Below are 15,836 nucleotides of genomic sequence, written 5' to 3'. Positions count from 1 at the left end.
TTCAGCACGCACTCGGGACATTGTCTGGCGGTCAGTGCCGATGGGTGTTGTCCGGCTGCCGGGGATCGCCCGGATGCTCATATCCGTGCGCCAACGTGACCAGCTCGGCGCATCGCGCGTCGAGCCACCTCCGATACTCCCGCCGGCGCGCGGCGGCCAGTAGATGCTCGGTGATCGCGGCACGCACATCGTCGAGTTCGGCCGGCGCGGGTGCGCCGTGCCAACCCCCCGGCGCCGGCGCCGACGGGCCGAACCGGCGCGGGTTGCGGGCGTGGTAGTCGGCGACCGCGGCAGCGGTGACGTCCACGGCCGCGGTGACGGCGACGAACATCGCCCGGCCGCGTGGGTCGGTCAGGGTGGCCGCCGCGACGCTACCGACCTCCATGCGTGCCACCGCGTCGGGAAGCAGCTGCGCCTCGGTGGGCGCGTCGTGCACCTGCAGGCCGGCCGATGCCGTCGCGACCACCTTCTCGGCGACGATCACCTGGGTCAGCCAGCGGCGCAGCTGCCGGGCCTCGCTGGTGCCCGGACGCGGCAGCGCATGCTCGCGATATCCGGCCCGCAGGCTGTGTTCGCGGGCGTCCAACTCGGCGACCGTGACCACCTGCGACCCGACTGTCGCCGCGACGGTGCTCACCGCACGCTCACCCGGACCGCGGACGAATACACCAGCTCCCCCGCGCACGCCACGCGGATCAACGCCCACCACCGGCCCGGCTGCACCCAGATCGGCGGTGCCACCCGAAAGGCCAGCTCCACGGTGCCCCGACATGGGACGACCCCGCCGATGACGTTGGGCCCCAACCATTCCCATGTCCCCCACGGTGATATCACGTGCGCCTCCACGGTCAGGTCGGCGCGAGCGTCGGTGCCGACCGTCACGCTCAGCGGTGCGACCTGCCCCGCGGCGATGTCGATGTCGTCCGGTTCGGCGACCAGCCGCAGCAGGCAGTCCCGGTGCTGCCCGACCGAGATCACCGCGACGTCCTCGACGGTCTGGTGCCACGCGGCCGGGATCGCACCACCGGTGGCCGCGAGTTCGGCGCGCACCGGGTAGAGGCCCGGTGCGGGATCGGCGGGGACTGTGAGCTCGGCCGTCGACTCCAGGTACTCCCCAGGCGGCAGCACGAACGGCAGCTCGGTCACCGCGCTGTCCCATCCGGTCGGCGTGAGGACTCGGACCCGGCCGTGCAGTGCGGTGTCGGTGGCGTCGCTGACCGCGGTGAGCCGCAGCGGGACCGTGTCGCCGGGGTCTGCGTCCAGCCGGTGCGGGTGCAGATGCGCCACCGCGGGAAGCCCGCCCAGCGGCGCCGGCCCGCGGTTGTGCAGCCAGTATCTCGCGTACAGCGGTTGCACCGCCTCTGCGTCGGCGGCCAACGGCGCCCCGTCGGTGACCGCGACCCGCGGGAGGTTCAATTGCGTTCTCCAGGTGGCCATCTGGAATCCGTGCAACCGCGGGGAATCCCCGGCCAACGGCTCTTCGACCAGATTGAGCTGCGATATCCCGGCAAGGTGGCGAAGGCCGGATTGCACCGACACCTCGGCGGTGCGGCCGAGCGTCTCGACAATCCTGACGACGACGCCGTCGGCGGGATCGGCCCGACGGGCACTGCCACGCGCCGTCGGATTGCCCGCGGCCTTGATCGCGCCGACACGCACAGCCCGCTCGGGATGCACCTCCAGCAGCGAACCCCAGGGCGGCAGGCCACCGGCCGCGCCCTGCCCGCCGGTCGCCACCGCGATCAGCGGCTGATTGAATTCCGCACTGCGCGAAGGCATGTGCAGGTCACGCCAGTCACCGTCACCCGCGACCAGGGCGTGGTCGAACACGTGTGTCCAGTGCTGGAGCCCGAAGTTCGAACCGTCGGGGGCGGTGCGCCGCGGCGGATCGATCCAGGTGCCCGACGGCCACCCGGTGCAGGACCGCATCAGTGAGGAGTGCAGCGTGCCGTCGGACTCGACAGCGAAGCCGGGGACGCCGCGATTCACCAACGCGACGGTGCGCGCTTCGAACTTCTCCTCGACGTCCTGGTCGACCTCGATCTCGGCGTCGGCCAGATCGACGATCAGTGCCGCAACGGCCGCCGCGGTGTCACCGTCGGCGCCGACGACCAGGACCGGCAGGGCCGCGGGGTCGCGCAGATCGGCGCCGGGCACCCACACCTCTGGCAGCCCCCGCGCGGCAGGCACCCACACCCGTGCAGACCCGTTCCGCCGGCCGAGAACCTGTGCGGTGAAGGCGTTCTCGCCGGGTCCGCCGATACTGATGCGGACGTCGGGAAGGTTGGAGTCGACCGACAGGTCGCCGTAACGCGGCGCCGCGGCCGCGGTGCAGGTGGCCGTCACACCGGCCCGGCCGAGCGCCGCGAGCAGATCACGGATCGCGTCATCGGCACCGTCGGGCACCACCACCTCGGCCACCGAGACGGCGCGGACCGCGTCGCCGCGGAACCGCACACGTACCGCCGAGGACAGACCGAACCAGCCGTAGGCGGGATTGTCCAGCGTGTACGGATGCACCGCGGTGTCCACGGATTCGGTGGATCCGGGCTCGTGCAGCAGCGCGAAGCCGCGGCCCACGACTGCATTGCCGACCTCGCTGACGGGCATGGCTCCCGGCACCGGGCAGGGCCAGCGCAGCCGCAGCAGCCGATCCGCGCCGATGAACTCGTCGATCGTGGTGCGACAGTCCACTCTGTCGATTCCCTGCCACAGCGTCACCGTCTGTGTGTAGCGCAGCAATCCGGGAATCTCGCCGGTGACCACCAGGCGTTCGCCGATTTCGCTGCGCAGTACCTGCACCGAGGTTGCCGGCTGCTGCGCCGACGTGACCACCGGCCCCTTGGGCAGCAGATGCCACGGTCCCTCACCCGCGCTCGGATGGGCCGGGTACTCGTCGTAGACGGCGAGCTCGTTGCCGATGCGTCCGGCCGCCATCAGCTCCTGGCCGCCGGCGAGTACGGAGCTGACCGCGCCCCCGCGTGCGGGGTCGACCCGTACCCGGTAGTGCCCGTTGCCGATCTCGGCGCCGGTCCCGGATTCCCAGGCACCGGGCGGATCACCGGGTAGCACGCGGTAGGCACGCCACCCCAGGGCGGGCACGTCCCGGGCGACCCAGGTCAACGTGTGTCCGCCGTCCTCGCTGAGTACCGGCACCGCGCGGCCGTCGGAGTCGACCACGCGACCGGCCAAGGGTGCTTCGAGGTGCACGGTGACGACGTCGGTTCTCTGGTGCGACAACGGGTTCCACACGACCAGCGGCGCGCCGACGGCGCCGGACAACAGGGCCAGGGCACGTTCGCGGGTGCCGCTGCCCAGTTGCCACGCGTCACGCCACCCGGTCAGCAGGTCGAGGTAGACCTGATCGGACTCCGATCCGGTGATGGCGTCGTGGTGAGCGCCGTACGCCAGCTGCACCCAAGCCTTGGCCAGCGCGTGTTCCGGGTAGACCGCCCCGGTCAACAGTGCGGCGAACACCGCGAACTGCTCGCCTTCGAGCACCGCGAACTCTGCCGCACGGTTGGCCTGCTTGGTGTCGATGTAGGACACATCCTTGCCGGTGTAGATCGGGTTCATGTCCCGGGTCTGCGGTGCGGCCGCCACCCCGGCGGCGGCAAGCTCGGCGCGCACCGCGGCGAAGAACTCCCGGGGCAGCGCGCAGACGAAGCGCGGCCACGTGTAGCGGGCGTTCCAGTCGCGGTGGATGTCGGTGACCCATTTGTTCGGTGGGGTGTAGTCGGTGCCCACGGGCAACAGCACGTTGCGGGTCAGCGCGACCTTCTTCATCTGGGTGAACAGCTCATAAGTGGCGTCCTCGGCCTCTGCCAGTGACGGGGACGAGTCCATCCACCAGCCGGCCGCGTAGTGCGCCGGCATGTAGTGGGTGAGCAGACCCGACCCGGACGGCCCCATCCACTCGAACTCGCTGGCGAACTGCATCCGTTCGGGGTCGCCGGCCTGTCCGTTCTCGGCGGCCATCGGCCCCCACTGGTGGTGCGGGCCGCGGGCCCAGGAACTCGACGTCAGACCCGCCTCGGCGGCCATTGCCGGAAATTGCGGGTCGTGGCCGAACACGTCGAGCTGCCATGCCGTGGCGGGATCGGCGCCCAGCACCTCGCGTTGAAACCCGATGCCGTGCACGAAGTTGCGGATGGCCGTCTCCGGGCCGGTGAGGTTCGTGTTCGGTTCGTTGTAGGTGCCTCCCATGATCTCGACGCGCCCCTCGGCGATCAGTCGGCGCAGGTCGGCGCGGTCCTCGGGGTGGGTGTCCCAGAACGGCTTGAGGTAGTCGACCTCGGCGAGCACGAACTTGTACTCCGGTTCCCGCCGGGCCGTCTCAAGATGTGCGCGGACCAGTTCGAAGCCGTTGGTCTGCCGACAGCGGCCCGGAGGGTCCTCGGTCCAGGTGCTGGTGTAGGCCGCCTGGGTGTTCCACCACACCGGGTCGTAGTGGAAGTGGCTGACCATGAACATGGTCCAGCCGGGCTCTGCGTCGGTGAAGCCGAAGTCGAAGGTCACGTCGTCGGCCTGCACGCGTGCCGCGCGTCGTCTCCCCGGCACCGGGTCGGTCACCACAACGGGGATCTCGACGGTCCCGGTGCCCGGCTGCGCGACCGGATCGACGACCGTGTGCAGTCCCGGCCCTCGCACCCGGACCGGCGTCGGTGCCGAACAATCGCGATAGGCGACCCGCACCACCTGGTAGGGGTTGTCCGGTGACCCGGTGAACAGCTCCGTCGACGCGGCGGAGGTGACGTCCACGCCAGCACCCTACGGCGTCGAGCACCCCGCATGTCGCCGATCGGTTCACAGGTAGTCGTCGACCAATTCACAGGAACTAGTTGCGCTAAGGAAGGACTGTGACATCATCGACACCCACAGGCTGCGAAACGCTCGATGACCCGTCACTGAAGGAGATTGCTCGATGACCGCCACCACCCGTGTCCTCGCCCGCACCGCCAAGATCGTCGGGATGGCAGGCATCGGAGCGTTCGGGGCAGCCGCCTTCATGGGCCTGGGCGCCGGCGCCGCCGGTGCGGACGTCCGCAATGTCGGTCCCGGCCCCACCGTGAAAAGCCGGCAGGCCTCGGAGAACTCGGTGATCCGGATCAACGACTTCGGCGTGGCGCGCGGTATCTCCGAGGCGCGGGTCGGCGACGCCGGCATCGTCAGCGCGCAGGGCGAGGTGCGCGGCGGCACCAGGGCGGTCGTCGGCAGCAAGTCCCGGCCGTTCCGCGGCGGTTTCCCGTCCGGTCCGGCCATCGGCGACTGGTGATCTGACCCTGCCCCTCACCGGCCACCGGCGCGGGCGATCCGTTCGGCGACCACCTGCACCGCGGTGATGACCTCGGGCGGCTCCAGCACCTCGAACGCACACCCCGGCATGGCCAACCACGGAACCATCCGTTCCGGGTCGTCGGCGCCTGCGGTCACGATGCAGGTGCCGGGACCTTCCGGTTCGATGTCTGCAGACGCGGCCGAGAATGTCCGTGCCACCACGTCGTGGGGCGCGAAGTACCTCACCCGCGCGATGTACGGATAGGGCGAGGACGTGATGGCCCGGCGCACATAGGCGGCCGCGTCCGGTGCGTCCCGGGGAGTGAAAGTGCTCCCGACCGCCCGCACATCGGACATTCGGTCCAGCCGCAGGCTGCGCCAATCGTCGCGGTCACGGTCGTAGCACATCAGATACCAGCGCCGCCCGGTCGTCACGAGCTGGTAGGGCTCGAGTCGCCGTTCCGTGCGGGCACCTCGTAGGTCCACATAGTTCGCGGTGACATGCTCGCGGTCGCGACTGGCTCGGGCCAGAGTCATCAACACCTCCGGTTCCACCGGGGTGTCGGTGGCTGCACCGAGCGTGACGGTCGCATCGTGGATCGCCGAGACCTGCGAACGCAGCCGTGCCGGCATGACCTGGTCCAGCTTGCTCAGGGCCCGTAGCGCCGACTCCCCCACACCCGCCACACTTCCGCCCGCGGCCACCCGGAGACAGACCGCCATGGCGACTGCTTCCTCGGGGTCGAGCAGCAGCGGCGGAAGTGCCGCGCCGGCGCCGAGCTGGTAACCGCCGCCGTGCCCGGTGCTGGCGTGCACCGGATAACCGAGCTCGCGGAGCCGGTCGACGTCGCGGCGGACGCTGCGGGTCGTCACTCCGAGTCGCTCGGCGAGTTGCTCGCCGCTCCACACCCGACGGGACTGCAGCAGACCCAGCAGTTGCAGCACGCGACCAGTCGTTTCGGACATGTCGACGAGTCTGCCGCAATCTGCGGACAGAAACTGTCCTCAATACATGTGAGAGTGGCAGGCATGAGCAACGAACTGACCACCCAACTGGCAGAACAGCTCGACTTTCATTGGACCCATCAGCTGCGTCCGCGCCTGGACGGCCTCACCGACGAGGAGTACTTCTTCGAGCCCGTGCCCCACTGCTGGACGGTCCGCAGCGACAGCCCGCGACCGTTCCCGGACTTCGCGTTTCCGCCACCGGATCCCGAACCGTTCACCACGATCGCCTGGCGAATGGCCCATGTGATCGTCGGCGTGCTGGCCGTGCGCACCCACTCGCACTTTGGCGGTCCCCCGGCGGACTATCAGAGCTGGGACTACGCCGCCGGCGCCGACGCGGCCCTGCGGCAACTCGACGACGCCTACGCGGCCTGGATCACCGGCGTTCGCGCGCTGACGGACGCCGATCTGGCCAAGCCCTGCGGCCCCGCCGAGGGGGCGTGGGCCGACGCACCCATGACCACCCTGATCCTGCACATCAACCGAGAGGTGATCCACCACGGTGCCGAGATCTCGATGCTGCGGGACCTCTTCGCCCATACCGACACCGGGACCCACCCCGGGACCCACCCCGAGAAGAAGGAGAACTGACATGGCCGCCATGCCGCCACCGATCGCCGACGAGCGGGCCGGACTCGTGGAGTATCTGCGGGCTCAGCAGTACGCATTCCATGCGATCGCGTTCGGTCTCACCGACGAGCAGGCGCGCTCCACTCCGTCGGTGAGCGCACTGTCCATCGGCGGGTTGATCAAGCATGTGACGCACTGCCAGCGGGGCTGGATGCAGCGGGTGGCCGCCGCGCCCGAACTCTGCGCGAGCGACAAACGTCCGATGGAGGAGCAGTCCTCCGAGTACGGCGACGAGTTCGTGATGCGCGGAGACGAGACGCTCACCGACATCCTGGCCGCGTTCGACCAGCAGAACGCCGAGACCATCCGGCTGGCAGAGACGACAGACCTCGGTGCGGCGGTGCCGGTCCCGCACCAGGTGCCGTGGTTTCCCAAGGATGTGACCGCCTGGTCGGTGCGCTGGGTGTTCTTCCACATGATCGAAGAGCTGGCCCGGCACGCGGGTCAGGGCGACATCATCAGGGAGAGCATCGACGGCGCCACCCTCTACGAACTGCTCGCCGGACTGGAGGGCTGGCCGGAGACCGAGTGGCTCAAGCCGTTCACCCCGGCCTGAGGTTTCAGCGGGTTGACACCGGCGCGGGCGACTCAGCGCAGCACGAGCTCAAGCGCGTAGCCGACGACGGCATCGAGGTCGTCACCGAGATGGCCGGCCAGCCACTGCTGGGCGAGCTCTGCCATCGCGCCGGTGTACATCGCGGCGCCCACCACCGCGGCGGTCGGATCGGAGTCCGGGTGCAGCCGCCACCCTTCGGTCAGTACCGCCTCCCGCAGCAGATCCTGCGTCGCGGCCCGCCGCATCGTCAGCACGGGGTTGGCCCGGGCATCGGTGAACAGCACCCGGCCGCGGCGCGGATCCGCAGAGCTGAAGTGCAGCACCGCGGTCATCCCGGCCCGGGTGCGCGCGGCCAGGGAGTCGCCGGCGCACGACATGGCGTCTGCGACCACGTCGGCCAGCTCGGCGCTCACCCGGTCGTACACCGCGCCCAGCAGGCCGTCGGTGTCGGCGAAGCTCTCATAGAAGTACCGGGTGTTCAAGCCGGCTTCGCGGGACACCGACCGGACGGACAGCGCCGACTCACCACCGTCGCCGAACAGCCGGTACGCCGCATCGACGAGCAGCGCGCGACGCTCGGCGCGACGATCGGTCAGCGGCACCCCGGCCCACCGGGTCGAATTGGATGCGGCACCGGGCACCGCTACAGCGTAGGCCGGGCGGCGCCGGTTCTGGCCACAACCGTACCCAGACGATATTCTGGACACACCCGTGACCAACCTTGGAGGCGCCCGAATGTTCCTGCCCCACCAGATCGCACAGCAGGCGGTACAGAACGTCGTGGACAAGCGGTTCGATCAGGACATCCGCCGGCACTTCTTCAAGGGGATGGATTTTGCCGGCCCGGCCGGCGACCCCGGCTGGTTCGGCCCCGGCAGTGCCGTATGGCATGTGCATTCGCATATGCAGTCACTGGTGTTCGGGTTGCAGTGCGCCGCGTTCCTCGAACGACTCGACCCGTCCATCTACTGGATGGGAATCCACCATTCGCGCCTGGTCAAGCCGGAGACCCGCAACGATCCGATGCCCGAGATCGACCCGAAGGGCGCCCTGGTGCGACTCGGCCATTCGGTGGCCTTCTTCATCGGCACGGCCTACGGGTCGACCGCGACCGCCGACCGCCTCGCGCTGGCCGTGCGCTCGATGCATCACACGGTCAAGGGCACCCGGCCCGACGGAGCCCGCTACGACGCCGATGACCCCGAGTGGCTGCGGTGGAACTACGCGACCGTGGTCTGGGGCATCGCCACCGCCCATGAGCTCTACCATCCGCAGCCGCTGCGCGGCGCGAAGCTCGACCGCTACTACGGTGAATTCGTGCGCGTCGGGCACGCACTCGGCGGCACCGATCTCCCCGCCACCAAAGCCGAGACGCTGGACTGCCTGAAGTCCTATCTCCCCAGGCTGGCCGTCACCTACGGGACCGCGATGGCGACCGGGCCGAACCTTCCCCTGCCGCAGGCCGCGTTGAACTGGGCCGTCCGCGACACCATGCCGTCCTGGGCCAAGGGACTCATCCAGCACCGCGACCCCAACATCCTGGAGCGCACCTCGCGTCGCGCCCTGGTGTGGTCGGTGATCAACGGTCTGCACATCGCGTCGGGGCCGGTCCCGGAGTTCGAACAGGCCAAGGCCCGCGTCGCCGACGGGCTCGATCCGGCCTTGGCACCCCACACCGTGCCCAGCTATCGACCGGGCGACGATCCGGTCCGGTCCCGGACCGAGCTCGAAGACGCCTTCGCTTGAGTACGCAAATGAGCTAGCGTGACAGATGCCGGGGGGCGAAGCGAGAACACGCGAGTTCACCGAGGGGGAGAGTCGATGAGAAAGTTCCTCGCAGCCGGCTGCACCGCAGCCGCGCTGACCGCCGCCGCACTCGGGATGGGCACCGCAGCCGCCCAGCCCGAGGAGCTGGAGATGCCGTCGTTCGAAGGTATGACACTGCAGGCAGCCAAGGAGATGTTCGCCGGGATGACCGGGATGGAGCTCGGCACCAGGGTCATCAACACCACCGCGCACACCCCGATGAACCCGGTCAGCTGGGAGGTGTGCGGGCAGAAACCCTCTCCGGGCGCCAAGCTCACCGCGCAGACCTCCGCCGCGGTCGCCGTCGCACCACCCGGGATGTGCGCCGCCTGACTCAGCGGCCCGCTGTGACCCGCTCCACAGCTTTTTCGCATGACCGCGGCTTTTGAGACACTGCACCCATGACTGCACCGCGGAAGACCCCACACCGCGACGTTGCCAGGCTGGACCGGGTTCCACTTCCGGCCGAGGCGGCGCGAATCGGAGCCACCGGCTGGCAGATCACCCGGACCGGCGCACGAGTACTGACCAAGTTGACCGGGCGCGGCTCCCTCCAGAACAAGATCGTCAAAGAGGTGCCCCAGGCGTTTGCCGATCTCGGCCCCACCTACGTCAAGTTCGGGCAGATCATCGCCTCCAGCCCAGGCGCGTTCGGGGAGCCGCTGAGCCGTGAGTTCCGCGGCCTGCTCGATCGGGTGCCGCCCGCCGACACCGACGCCGTCCACAAACTGTTCCGCGAGGAACTGGGCGACGAACCGCAGAACCTGTTCAAATCCTTCGACGACAAGCCGTTCGCGTCGGCGTCCATCGCCCAGGTCCACTACGCCACCCTGCATTCCGGTGAAGAAGTCGTGGTCAAAATCCAACGGCCGGGCATCCGGCGCCGGGTCGCGGCGGATCTGCAGATCCTCAAGCGCGGCGCCCGGCTGGTCGAGTTCGCCAAACTCGGTCAGCGACTGTCCGCACAGGACGTGGTGGCCGACTTCGCCGACAACCTTGCCGAGGAATTGGACTTCCGGCTCGAAGCCCAGTCGATGGATGCCTGGGTCGCCCACATGCATGCGTCGCCACTGGGCCGCAACATCCGGGTTCCGCAGGTGTACTGGGACCTGACCAGCGAACGGGTGCTGACGATGGAACGGATCACCGGCGTACGCATCGATGACGTCGCCGCGATCCGCAAGAAGGGGTTCGATGGCACCGAGCTGGTCAAAGCTCTGCTGTTCAGCGTCTTCGAGGGTGGCCTGCGGCACGGCCTGTTCCACGGCGACCTGCACGCCGGCAACCTCTACGTCGACGACGGCGGCAAGATCGTGTTCTTCGACTTCGGCATCATGGGCCGCATCGACCCGCGCACCCGCTGGCTGCTGCGGGAATTGGTGTACGCGCTGCTGGTGAAGAAGGACCACGCCGCCGCAGGCAAGATCGTGGTGCTGATGGGCGCTGTCGGCACCGTCAAACCCGAGGCGCAGGCCGCCAGAGACCTGGAGAAGTTCGCCACTCCGCTGACCCTGAAGTCGCTGGGCGACCTGAGTTATGCAGAGATCGGCAAGCAACTCTCGACACTGGCCGATGCCTACGACGTGAAGCTGCCGCGCGAACTCGTGCTCATCGGCAAACAGTTCCTCTACGTGGAGCGTTATATGAAGTTGCTGGCGCCGAGCTGGCAGATGATGAGCGATCCGGCGCTGACCGGGTACTTCGCCAATTTCATGGTGGAAGTCAGCCGCGAGCATTCCGACGAGGTCGACTCGTGACGCCGGTCCGCACCGGTACGGCCAAGTCCGGCGAGCTGGACATCTTCTACGAGGACATGGGCCGACCCGACGATCCGGCGGTCCTGCTGATCATGGGCCTGGGAGCGCAATTGTTGTTGTGGCGCACCGGCTTCTGCGAGAAGCTCGTCGACCAGGGCCTGCGGGTGATCCGGTTCGACAACCGGGACGTCGGCTTGTCCAGCAAGCTGCCACACCACCATTCCGGCGCGCCGCTGCTGCCGCGGATGGCCCGCTCGCTGGTCGGCCTCCCGAGCCCGGCCGCCTACACGCTGGAGGACATGGCCGACGATGCGGCGGCTCTGCTGGACCATCTCGACATCGACCGCGCCCACGTCGTCGGCGGTTCCATGGGCGGGATGATCGCGCAGATCTTCGCCGCCCGCCACCATGCGCGCACCAAGACACTGGCCGTCATCTTCTCCAGCAACAACCAAGCCGCGCTACCTCCGCCCGGACCCCGCCACCTGGCCGCAGTTCTGCAGCGGCCCAAGGGATCTGACCGCGAGGCCATCATCGACAACGCGGTCCGCGTCGCAAAGATCATCGGCAGCCCGGGTTATCCGGCGGCCGAAGACCGCATTCGCGCCGACGCGATCGAGGGGTACGACCGCAGCTACTATCCGGCCGGCGTGGCACGGCATTTCGCGGCGATCCTCGGCAGCGGCAGTCTGCGGCGCTACAACCGCCAGACCAGAGTGCCCGCGGTGGTGATCCACGGCACAGCGGACAAACTGATGCGGCCATCCGGCGGGCGGGCCATCGCCAGGGCCATTCCACGGGCCCGCCTCGTACTATTCGACGGAATGGGACACGAGCTGCCCGAACCATTGTGGGACGACATCGTCGGGGAACTGAAGAACACGTTCGTCGAGGGCTCTTGACTTTCACGTCAATTCCGGTTCACCCATGGGCGCGTAGCATCCTCGAGAGGGCATGATCGCCGTCTCAGAAGATCCTCTTCGGGCTGTGTCCGCAGGAAGGCCGGACATGGCCTCACAACGCAAACTCACACCGCACTTCGACGACGTGCAGGCGCACTACGACCTCTCGGACGAGTTCTTCCGATTGTTCCTCGATCCTTCGCAGACCTACAGCTGCGCGTACTTCGAGCGCGACGACATGACGTTGGAAGAGGCTCAGCTGGCCAAGGTGGACCTGGCCCTGGGCAAGCTCGGCCTGCAGCCCGGGATGACACTGCTCGACATCGGCTGTGGCTGGGGCTCCACCATGCTGCGCGCCATCGAGCGCTACGACGTCAACGTCATCGGACTGACGCTCAGCGAGAACCAGAAGGCGCATGTCGACCGGGTGTTCGCCGACTCGCCCAGCCCGCGCACCAAAGAGGTCCGGCTGGAAGGGTGGGAGAGCTTCGACCAGCCCGTCGACCGCATCGTGTCTATCGGAGCGTTCGAGCACTTCGGCAAGGATCGCTGGGACGACTTCTTCGCCACCGCCTATCGCGTGTTGCCGGACGACGGCGTGATGCTGCTGCACACCATCACCGCGCTGACGATTCCGCAGATGATCGAGCGCGGCATCCCGTTGACGTTCTCGGTCGCCCGGTTCATCAAGTTCATCCTCACCGAGATCTTCCCGGGCGGGTATCTGCCGACGATCGAGTTGGTCGGCGAGTACGCGGGCAAGGCGGGGTTCACGTTGACCCGCGAGCAGTCGCTGCAACCGCACTATGCCCGCACCCTGGACCACTGGTCGGCCGCACTCGAAGCGCACAAGACCGAGGCTGTCGCCGTCCAGTCCGAAGAGGTCTACGACCGCTACATGCACTACCTGACCGGGTGCGCGGACTCCTTCCGCAAGGGCTACACCGACGTGAACCAGTTCACGCTGGCCAAATAGCGCCACCCGAGCGGGTTGGCTCGTCCGACCGGCCAAACGTTAGGCTGATGCCTTCAGGACGCGCGTTTGCAGAAGGCCGAGCCGCGTTTTCGGTACCGTCTTCTCCATCGTGACAGCGACGGGAAGCGCGAATCAGGGGAAATATGTCTGACCAATCCACCGGCACGAAGGATATGACTCCTCATTTCGAGGACATCCAGGCTCACTACGACCTGTCGGACGACTTCTTCGGCGTGTTCCAGGATCCGACCCGCAAGTACAGCTGCGCGTACTTCACCGGGCCGAACGTCACGCTGTCGGAGGCGCAGATCGCCAACGTCGACCAGAACCTCGACAAGTTGGACCTCAAGCCCGGTATGACGCTGCTCGAAGTGGGCTGCGGTTGGGGACTGACCCTGCAGCGCGCCATGGAGAAGTACGACGTCAACGTCATCGGTCTGACGCTGTCGAAGAACCAGAAGGCCTACTGCGATCAGCTGCTCGGCAAGATCGACACCGAGCGCACCTTCGATGTCCGGTTGGAAGGCTGGGAGCAGTTCCACTCCCCCGTCGACCGCATCGTGTCGATCGAGGCCTTCGAGCATTTCGGTTTCGAACGCTACGACGACTTCTTCAAGATGTGCTACGACGTCCTGCCCGAGGATGGCCGGATGACCATCCAGAGCAGCGTCGGGTATCACCCCTACGACCTGGCCGAACGTGGGAAGAAGCTGACGTTTGAGCTGGCCCGGTTCATCAAGTTCATGATCACCGAGATCTTTCCCGGCGGTCGTATCCCGACCACGCAGATGATGATCGAACATGGCGAGAAGGCCGGCTTCGTGGTGCCGGAAGCAATTTCGCTACGCAACCACTACATCAAGACGCTGGGCATCTGGGCCGACCGCCTGGAGGCGAACAAGGATGCCGCGATCGCAGCCACCGATGAGGAGAACTACGAGCGGTACATGCGCTACCTGAAGGGCTGCCAGTACTACTTCATCGACGAGTCGATCGACGTCAGCCTGGTGACCTACCTCAAGCCCGCGGTCGCCGCCTAGGCGTGATGACCTAGCCACCGACCGGGCCGTACGCCCCCCGGACAAGGAAGAATCCCCCGCACGCCTGAATGCGGGGGATTCTTCATGGTGGCCCTCAGGCCGCGGCCGGTGTCTCGCTGTCCGCCCTGTCGTCGGACTCCGCGCGTCCGCTCTCGGTGTCCGTGTCGTCGGTGTCCGTGTCGTCGGTGTCCGTCCCGGTCTCGGTCTCGGTCTCGGTGTCCGTCCCGGTCTCGGTCTCGTTCTCGGTGTCCGTCCCGTTCTCGGTGTCCGTGTCGTCCTCGGTGACGTCCTCGTCGGCGCCGTCTTCGGCGCCATCCCCGGCCACACCGTCCTCGGCGCCATCCCCGGCCACACCGTCGTCGGCGCCCTCCCCGGCCGGGCCGGCGACTGCCTCGTCCGCAACCGGCGTCGAGACCGTCGGCTCCTCGTCGTCACCGGATCCCGCACGCAGCGACGACATCTCCGGTAACGCCGGCGCCGTATCGTCGCTGGCAACCAGTGCGCTCGCGGTCGCCGTGGGGATGAAATTCTTGATGAAGGCTTCCACGCCCTTGACCGCCGCGACCGCGATGTCGATCCCAACCTTCAACCAGTTCTGAAACAGCTTGAACGGCAGGATGGTCGAGCCCCGGGACACACCCGGATTACCGCTCCAGTCGAAGCCCAGGTCGACGAACTCGCGCACCACCGGCTCGACCAGGTCGATGAAAGGCTTGGCCAACCAGCCGATCCCGAGCGAGTTCGCAAGGGAACGGAGCAGATCCGTCAAGGGCAGGGTTGTCGCCGGAATCATGATGTAGGTGTTGCCGAAGTTGTCGGTGCGGCAGTTACCCGGATTGAGCCCGCAGTCGAGCTGAGGTGCGAGCGTGACGTCGGTGTAGCCGTACGGCATCGGGTTGTCGTTGGCTTCATTGGGTGCGAGGTAGTAGCCGTGCACAGTGTCGAAAGCGGCGATCATGTTGACGACGGCGAACAGGTTCCCCCAGTACCGCGGTGCGTAGACCACCGGGTCGTACTCGAAACCGACGGTGGTCGTGCCTATCCCGGTGTCAATGGGCATGGCAGGCAGGAAGGACAGGTCCAGGATCGGAACCGGGTTGCCGAGCAGATAGCGCAGCCACGCCAATCGCTGCCACAAACCACCGTCGGGGTTCTCGATGCCGCCGATCGTGACGACCTTCAACCGATCCTTGACCTCATCGGAGAGGCCGAGTTCGGCGAGCGCGGTCAGGGCGTTGGCAACGACCGCGCCGCCTTGGGAGTAGCCGAAGATGAAGATGTCCTCGTCGGATCCCGGATCCAGGAAAGGTTGCAGCGCCGCCAGCAGATTCTCGGTGCCCTCGCCGACGGAGACATCCCACTTCTCACAGCGACCGGTCACACACCATCCCGGCAGGAACGACAGCGGCCAGAAGGACGCCGGGTAAGGGATGCCGACCAGGTCGGGATCGGAGCATTCGGTGGGATCCGTGCAGACGAGGCCGTCGATGTACCGGCTCCACGCGTTCTCGCGGTAGCCGGCCACCACGTCGGAATTCGGAGTGCCGGTGCCCGGCACGATGAGCGCGGTGGCGCCGAAAGCCAGCGCCGAGACGAAAGCCGAAGCGATGCCGAGAGCCATCGTCGTGATGAATGCAGTGATGACGAGCACCAATGCGCGGGCCTGATTACGCATGCGTCAACGATCACACAGGAGCGGGTCGGCGTGCGGTGATTCAGCAAACCCGTCACCATGGGCGGGCGCGACCGCCGACGGCCGCGACGTCGCACTGCTGGTGGCCCTCTGCCGGCGCGTGGCAAGTCCCGTTGCATCGACTGCGCCAGTCACCGGGCCCCGCATTGGCTCCGGCGCCGCCGCCCGACCGCATCCGGGGGCGCGCCGGG

14 protein-coding genes are annotated in these 15,836 nt (G+C 67.8%); 9 read left to right on the top strand and 5 right to left on the bottom strand.

Going from position 1 to position 15,836, the window contains the following annotated elements; all coding sequences use genetic code 11:
* Nucleotides 1-31 precede the first annotated feature (31 nt).
* Together ACNUDN_RS05210 and ACNUDN_RS05205 are read right to left on the bottom strand one after the other, a co-directional pair.
* The gene (locus ACNUDN_RS05210; protein WP_419120960.1) at nt 32-637 is read right to left on the bottom strand and encodes a DUF7158 domain-containing protein; all 606 of its coding nucleotides are present in this window, start codon (nt 635-637) and stop codon (nt 32-34) included.
* On the bottom strand, nt 634-4,761 hold the full coding sequence (locus ACNUDN_RS05205) for a glycoside hydrolase family 38 N-terminal domain-containing protein (RefSeq protein ID WP_419120959.1): 4,128 nt from the start codon (nt 4,759-4,761) through the stop codon (nt 634-636). The genes ACNUDN_RS05210 and ACNUDN_RS05205 overlap by 4 nt, the downstream gene beginning before the upstream one ends.
* Nucleotides 4,762-4,924: 163 nt before the next feature.
* On the opposite strand from ACNUDN_RS05205, the gene ACNUDN_RS05200 reads away from it, so the two are divergent.
* Nucleotides 4,925-5,275, top strand: a complete 351-nt coding sequence (locus tag ACNUDN_RS05200; protein WP_419120958.1) for a hypothetical protein — start codon at nt 4,925-4,927, stop codon at nt 5,273-5,275.
* A gap of 14 nt (nt 5,276-5,289) precedes the next feature.
* Here the strand turns inward: ACNUDN_RS05200 and ACNUDN_RS05195 are convergent, their stop codons facing one another.
* Nucleotides 5,290-6,243 carry a helix-turn-helix transcriptional regulator gene (locus tag ACNUDN_RS05195; RefSeq protein ID WP_419120957.1) on the bottom strand — a complete coding sequence of 318 codons (954 nt, stop codon included), beginning with the start codon at nt 6,241-6,243 and terminating at the stop codon, nt 5,290-5,292.
* 63 nt (nt 6,244-6,306) lie between these two features.
* Between ACNUDN_RS05195 and ACNUDN_RS05190 the strand changes: the two genes are divergently transcribed.
* Together ACNUDN_RS05190 and ACNUDN_RS05185 are read left to right on the top strand one after the other, a co-directional pair.
* The gene (locus ACNUDN_RS05190) at nt 6,307-6,876 is read left to right on the top strand and encodes a DinB family protein (RefSeq protein ID WP_419120956.1); all 570 of its coding nucleotides are present in this window, start codon (nt 6,307-6,309) and stop codon (nt 6,874-6,876) included.
* A gap of 1 nt (nt 6,877) precedes the next feature.
* Entirely contained in the window at nt 6,878-7,471 is a 594-nt protein-coding gene (locus tag ACNUDN_RS05185; protein ID WP_419120955.1) for a DinB family protein, read from the top strand.
* A 32-nt stretch (nt 7,472-7,503) separates the two neighbouring features.
* On the opposite strand, the gene ACNUDN_RS05180 is transcribed toward ACNUDN_RS05185, so the two are convergent.
* Entirely contained in the window at nt 7,504-8,112 is a 609-nt protein-coding gene (locus tag ACNUDN_RS05180) for a TetR/AcrR family transcriptional regulator (RefSeq protein WP_419120954.1), read from the bottom strand.
* A gap of 94 nt (nt 8,113-8,206) precedes the next feature.
* On the opposite strand from ACNUDN_RS05180, the gene ACNUDN_RS05175 reads away from it, so the two are divergent.
* From ACNUDN_RS05175 to ACNUDN_RS05150, 6 genes are all read left to right on the top strand, one after another.
* Nucleotides 8,207-9,217, top strand: coding sequence for an oxygenase MpaB family protein (locus tag ACNUDN_RS05175; RefSeq protein ID WP_419125022.1), 1,011 nt, complete (start codon nt 8,207-8,209; stop codon nt 9,215-9,217).
* Nucleotides 9,218-9,292: 75 nt separating this feature from the next.
* Nucleotides 9,293-9,610, top strand: coding sequence for a hypothetical protein (locus tag ACNUDN_RS05170; protein WP_419120953.1), 318 nt, complete (start codon nt 9,293-9,295; stop codon nt 9,608-9,610).
* Between the two features lie 68 nt (nt 9,611-9,678).
* Complete coding sequence (locus ACNUDN_RS05165; protein ID WP_419120952.1) at nt 9,679-11,034, top strand: ABC1 kinase family protein; 1,356 nt, start codon at nt 9,679-9,681, stop codon at nt 11,032-11,034.
* Between the two features lie 56 nt (nt 11,035-11,090).
* Entirely contained in the window at nt 11,091-11,936 is an 846-nt protein-coding gene (locus tag ACNUDN_RS05160; protein WP_419125021.1) for an alpha/beta fold hydrolase, read from the top strand.
* 106 nt (nt 11,937-12,042) lie between these two features.
* Entirely contained in the window at nt 12,043-12,912 is an 870-nt protein-coding gene (locus ACNUDN_RS05155; protein WP_419120951.1) for a cyclopropane mycolic acid synthase family methyltransferase, read from the top strand.
* Between the two features lie 143 nt (nt 12,913-13,055).
* Entirely contained in the window at nt 13,056-13,952 is an 897-nt protein-coding gene (locus tag ACNUDN_RS05150) for a cyclopropane mycolic acid synthase family methyltransferase (protein ID WP_419120950.1), read from the top strand.
* 94 nt (nt 13,953-14,046) lie between these two features.
* Here the strand turns inward: ACNUDN_RS05150 and ACNUDN_RS05145 are convergent, their stop codons facing one another.
* Nucleotides 14,047-15,627: a PE-PPE domain-containing protein gene (locus ACNUDN_RS05145; RefSeq protein WP_419120949.1), complete on the bottom strand. Its 1,581-nt coding sequence runs from the start codon at nt 15,625-15,627 to the stop codon at nt 14,047-14,049.
* Nucleotides 15,628-15,836: the final 209 nt, after the last annotated feature.

The sequence above is a fragment of the Mycobacterium sp. smrl_JER01 genome, from assembly GCF_048513595.2.
GTDB lineage: Bacteria > Actinomycetota > Actinomycetes > Mycobacteriales > Mycobacteriaceae > Mycobacterium.
Note: the sequence above shows the minus strand (reverse complement) of the source record. Positions and strands in the feature narration are given on the sequence as shown.

Excerpts from the sequence above, each read along its gene's own strand:
- ACNUDN_RS05200 (WP_419120958.1), top strand. The coding sequence starts at position 4,925 with ATGACCGCCACCACCCGTGTCCTCGCCCGCACCGCCAAGATCGTCGGG.
- ACNUDN_RS05195 (WP_419120957.1), bottom strand. The coding sequence starts at position 6,243 with ATGTCCGAAACGACTGGTCGCGTGCTGCAACTGCTGGGTCTGCTGCAG.
- ACNUDN_RS05190 (WP_419120956.1), top strand. The coding sequence starts at position 6,307 with ATGAGCAACGAACTGACCACCCAACTGGCAGAACAGCTCGACTTTCAT.
- ACNUDN_RS05185 (WP_419120955.1), top strand. The coding sequence starts at position 6,878 with ATGGCCGCCATGCCGCCACCGATCGCCGACGAGCGGGCCGGACTCGTG.
- ACNUDN_RS05175 (WP_419125022.1), top strand. The coding sequence starts at position 8,207 with ATGTTCCTGCCCCACCAGATCGCACAGCAGGCGGTACAGAACGTCGTG.
- ACNUDN_RS05170 (WP_419120953.1), top strand. The coding sequence starts at position 9,293 with ATGAGAAAGTTCCTCGCAGCCGGCTGCACCGCAGCCGCGCTGACCGCC.
- ACNUDN_RS05165 (WP_419120952.1), top strand. The coding sequence starts at position 9,679 with ATGACTGCACCGCGGAAGACCCCACACCGCGACGTTGCCAGGCTGGAC.
- ACNUDN_RS05160 (WP_419125021.1), top strand. The coding sequence starts at position 11,091 with ATGGGCCGACCCGACGATCCGGCGGTCCTGCTGATCATGGGCCTGGGA.
- ACNUDN_RS05155 (WP_419120951.1), top strand. The coding sequence starts at position 12,043 with ATGGCCTCACAACGCAAACTCACACCGCACTTCGACGACGTGCAGGCG.
- ACNUDN_RS05150 (WP_419120950.1), top strand. The coding sequence starts at position 13,056 with ATGTCTGACCAATCCACCGGCACGAAGGATATGACTCCTCATTTCGAG.
- ACNUDN_RS05145 (WP_419120949.1), bottom strand. The coding sequence starts at position 15,627 with ATGCGTAATCAGGCCCGCGCATTGGTGCTCGTCATCACTGCATTCATC.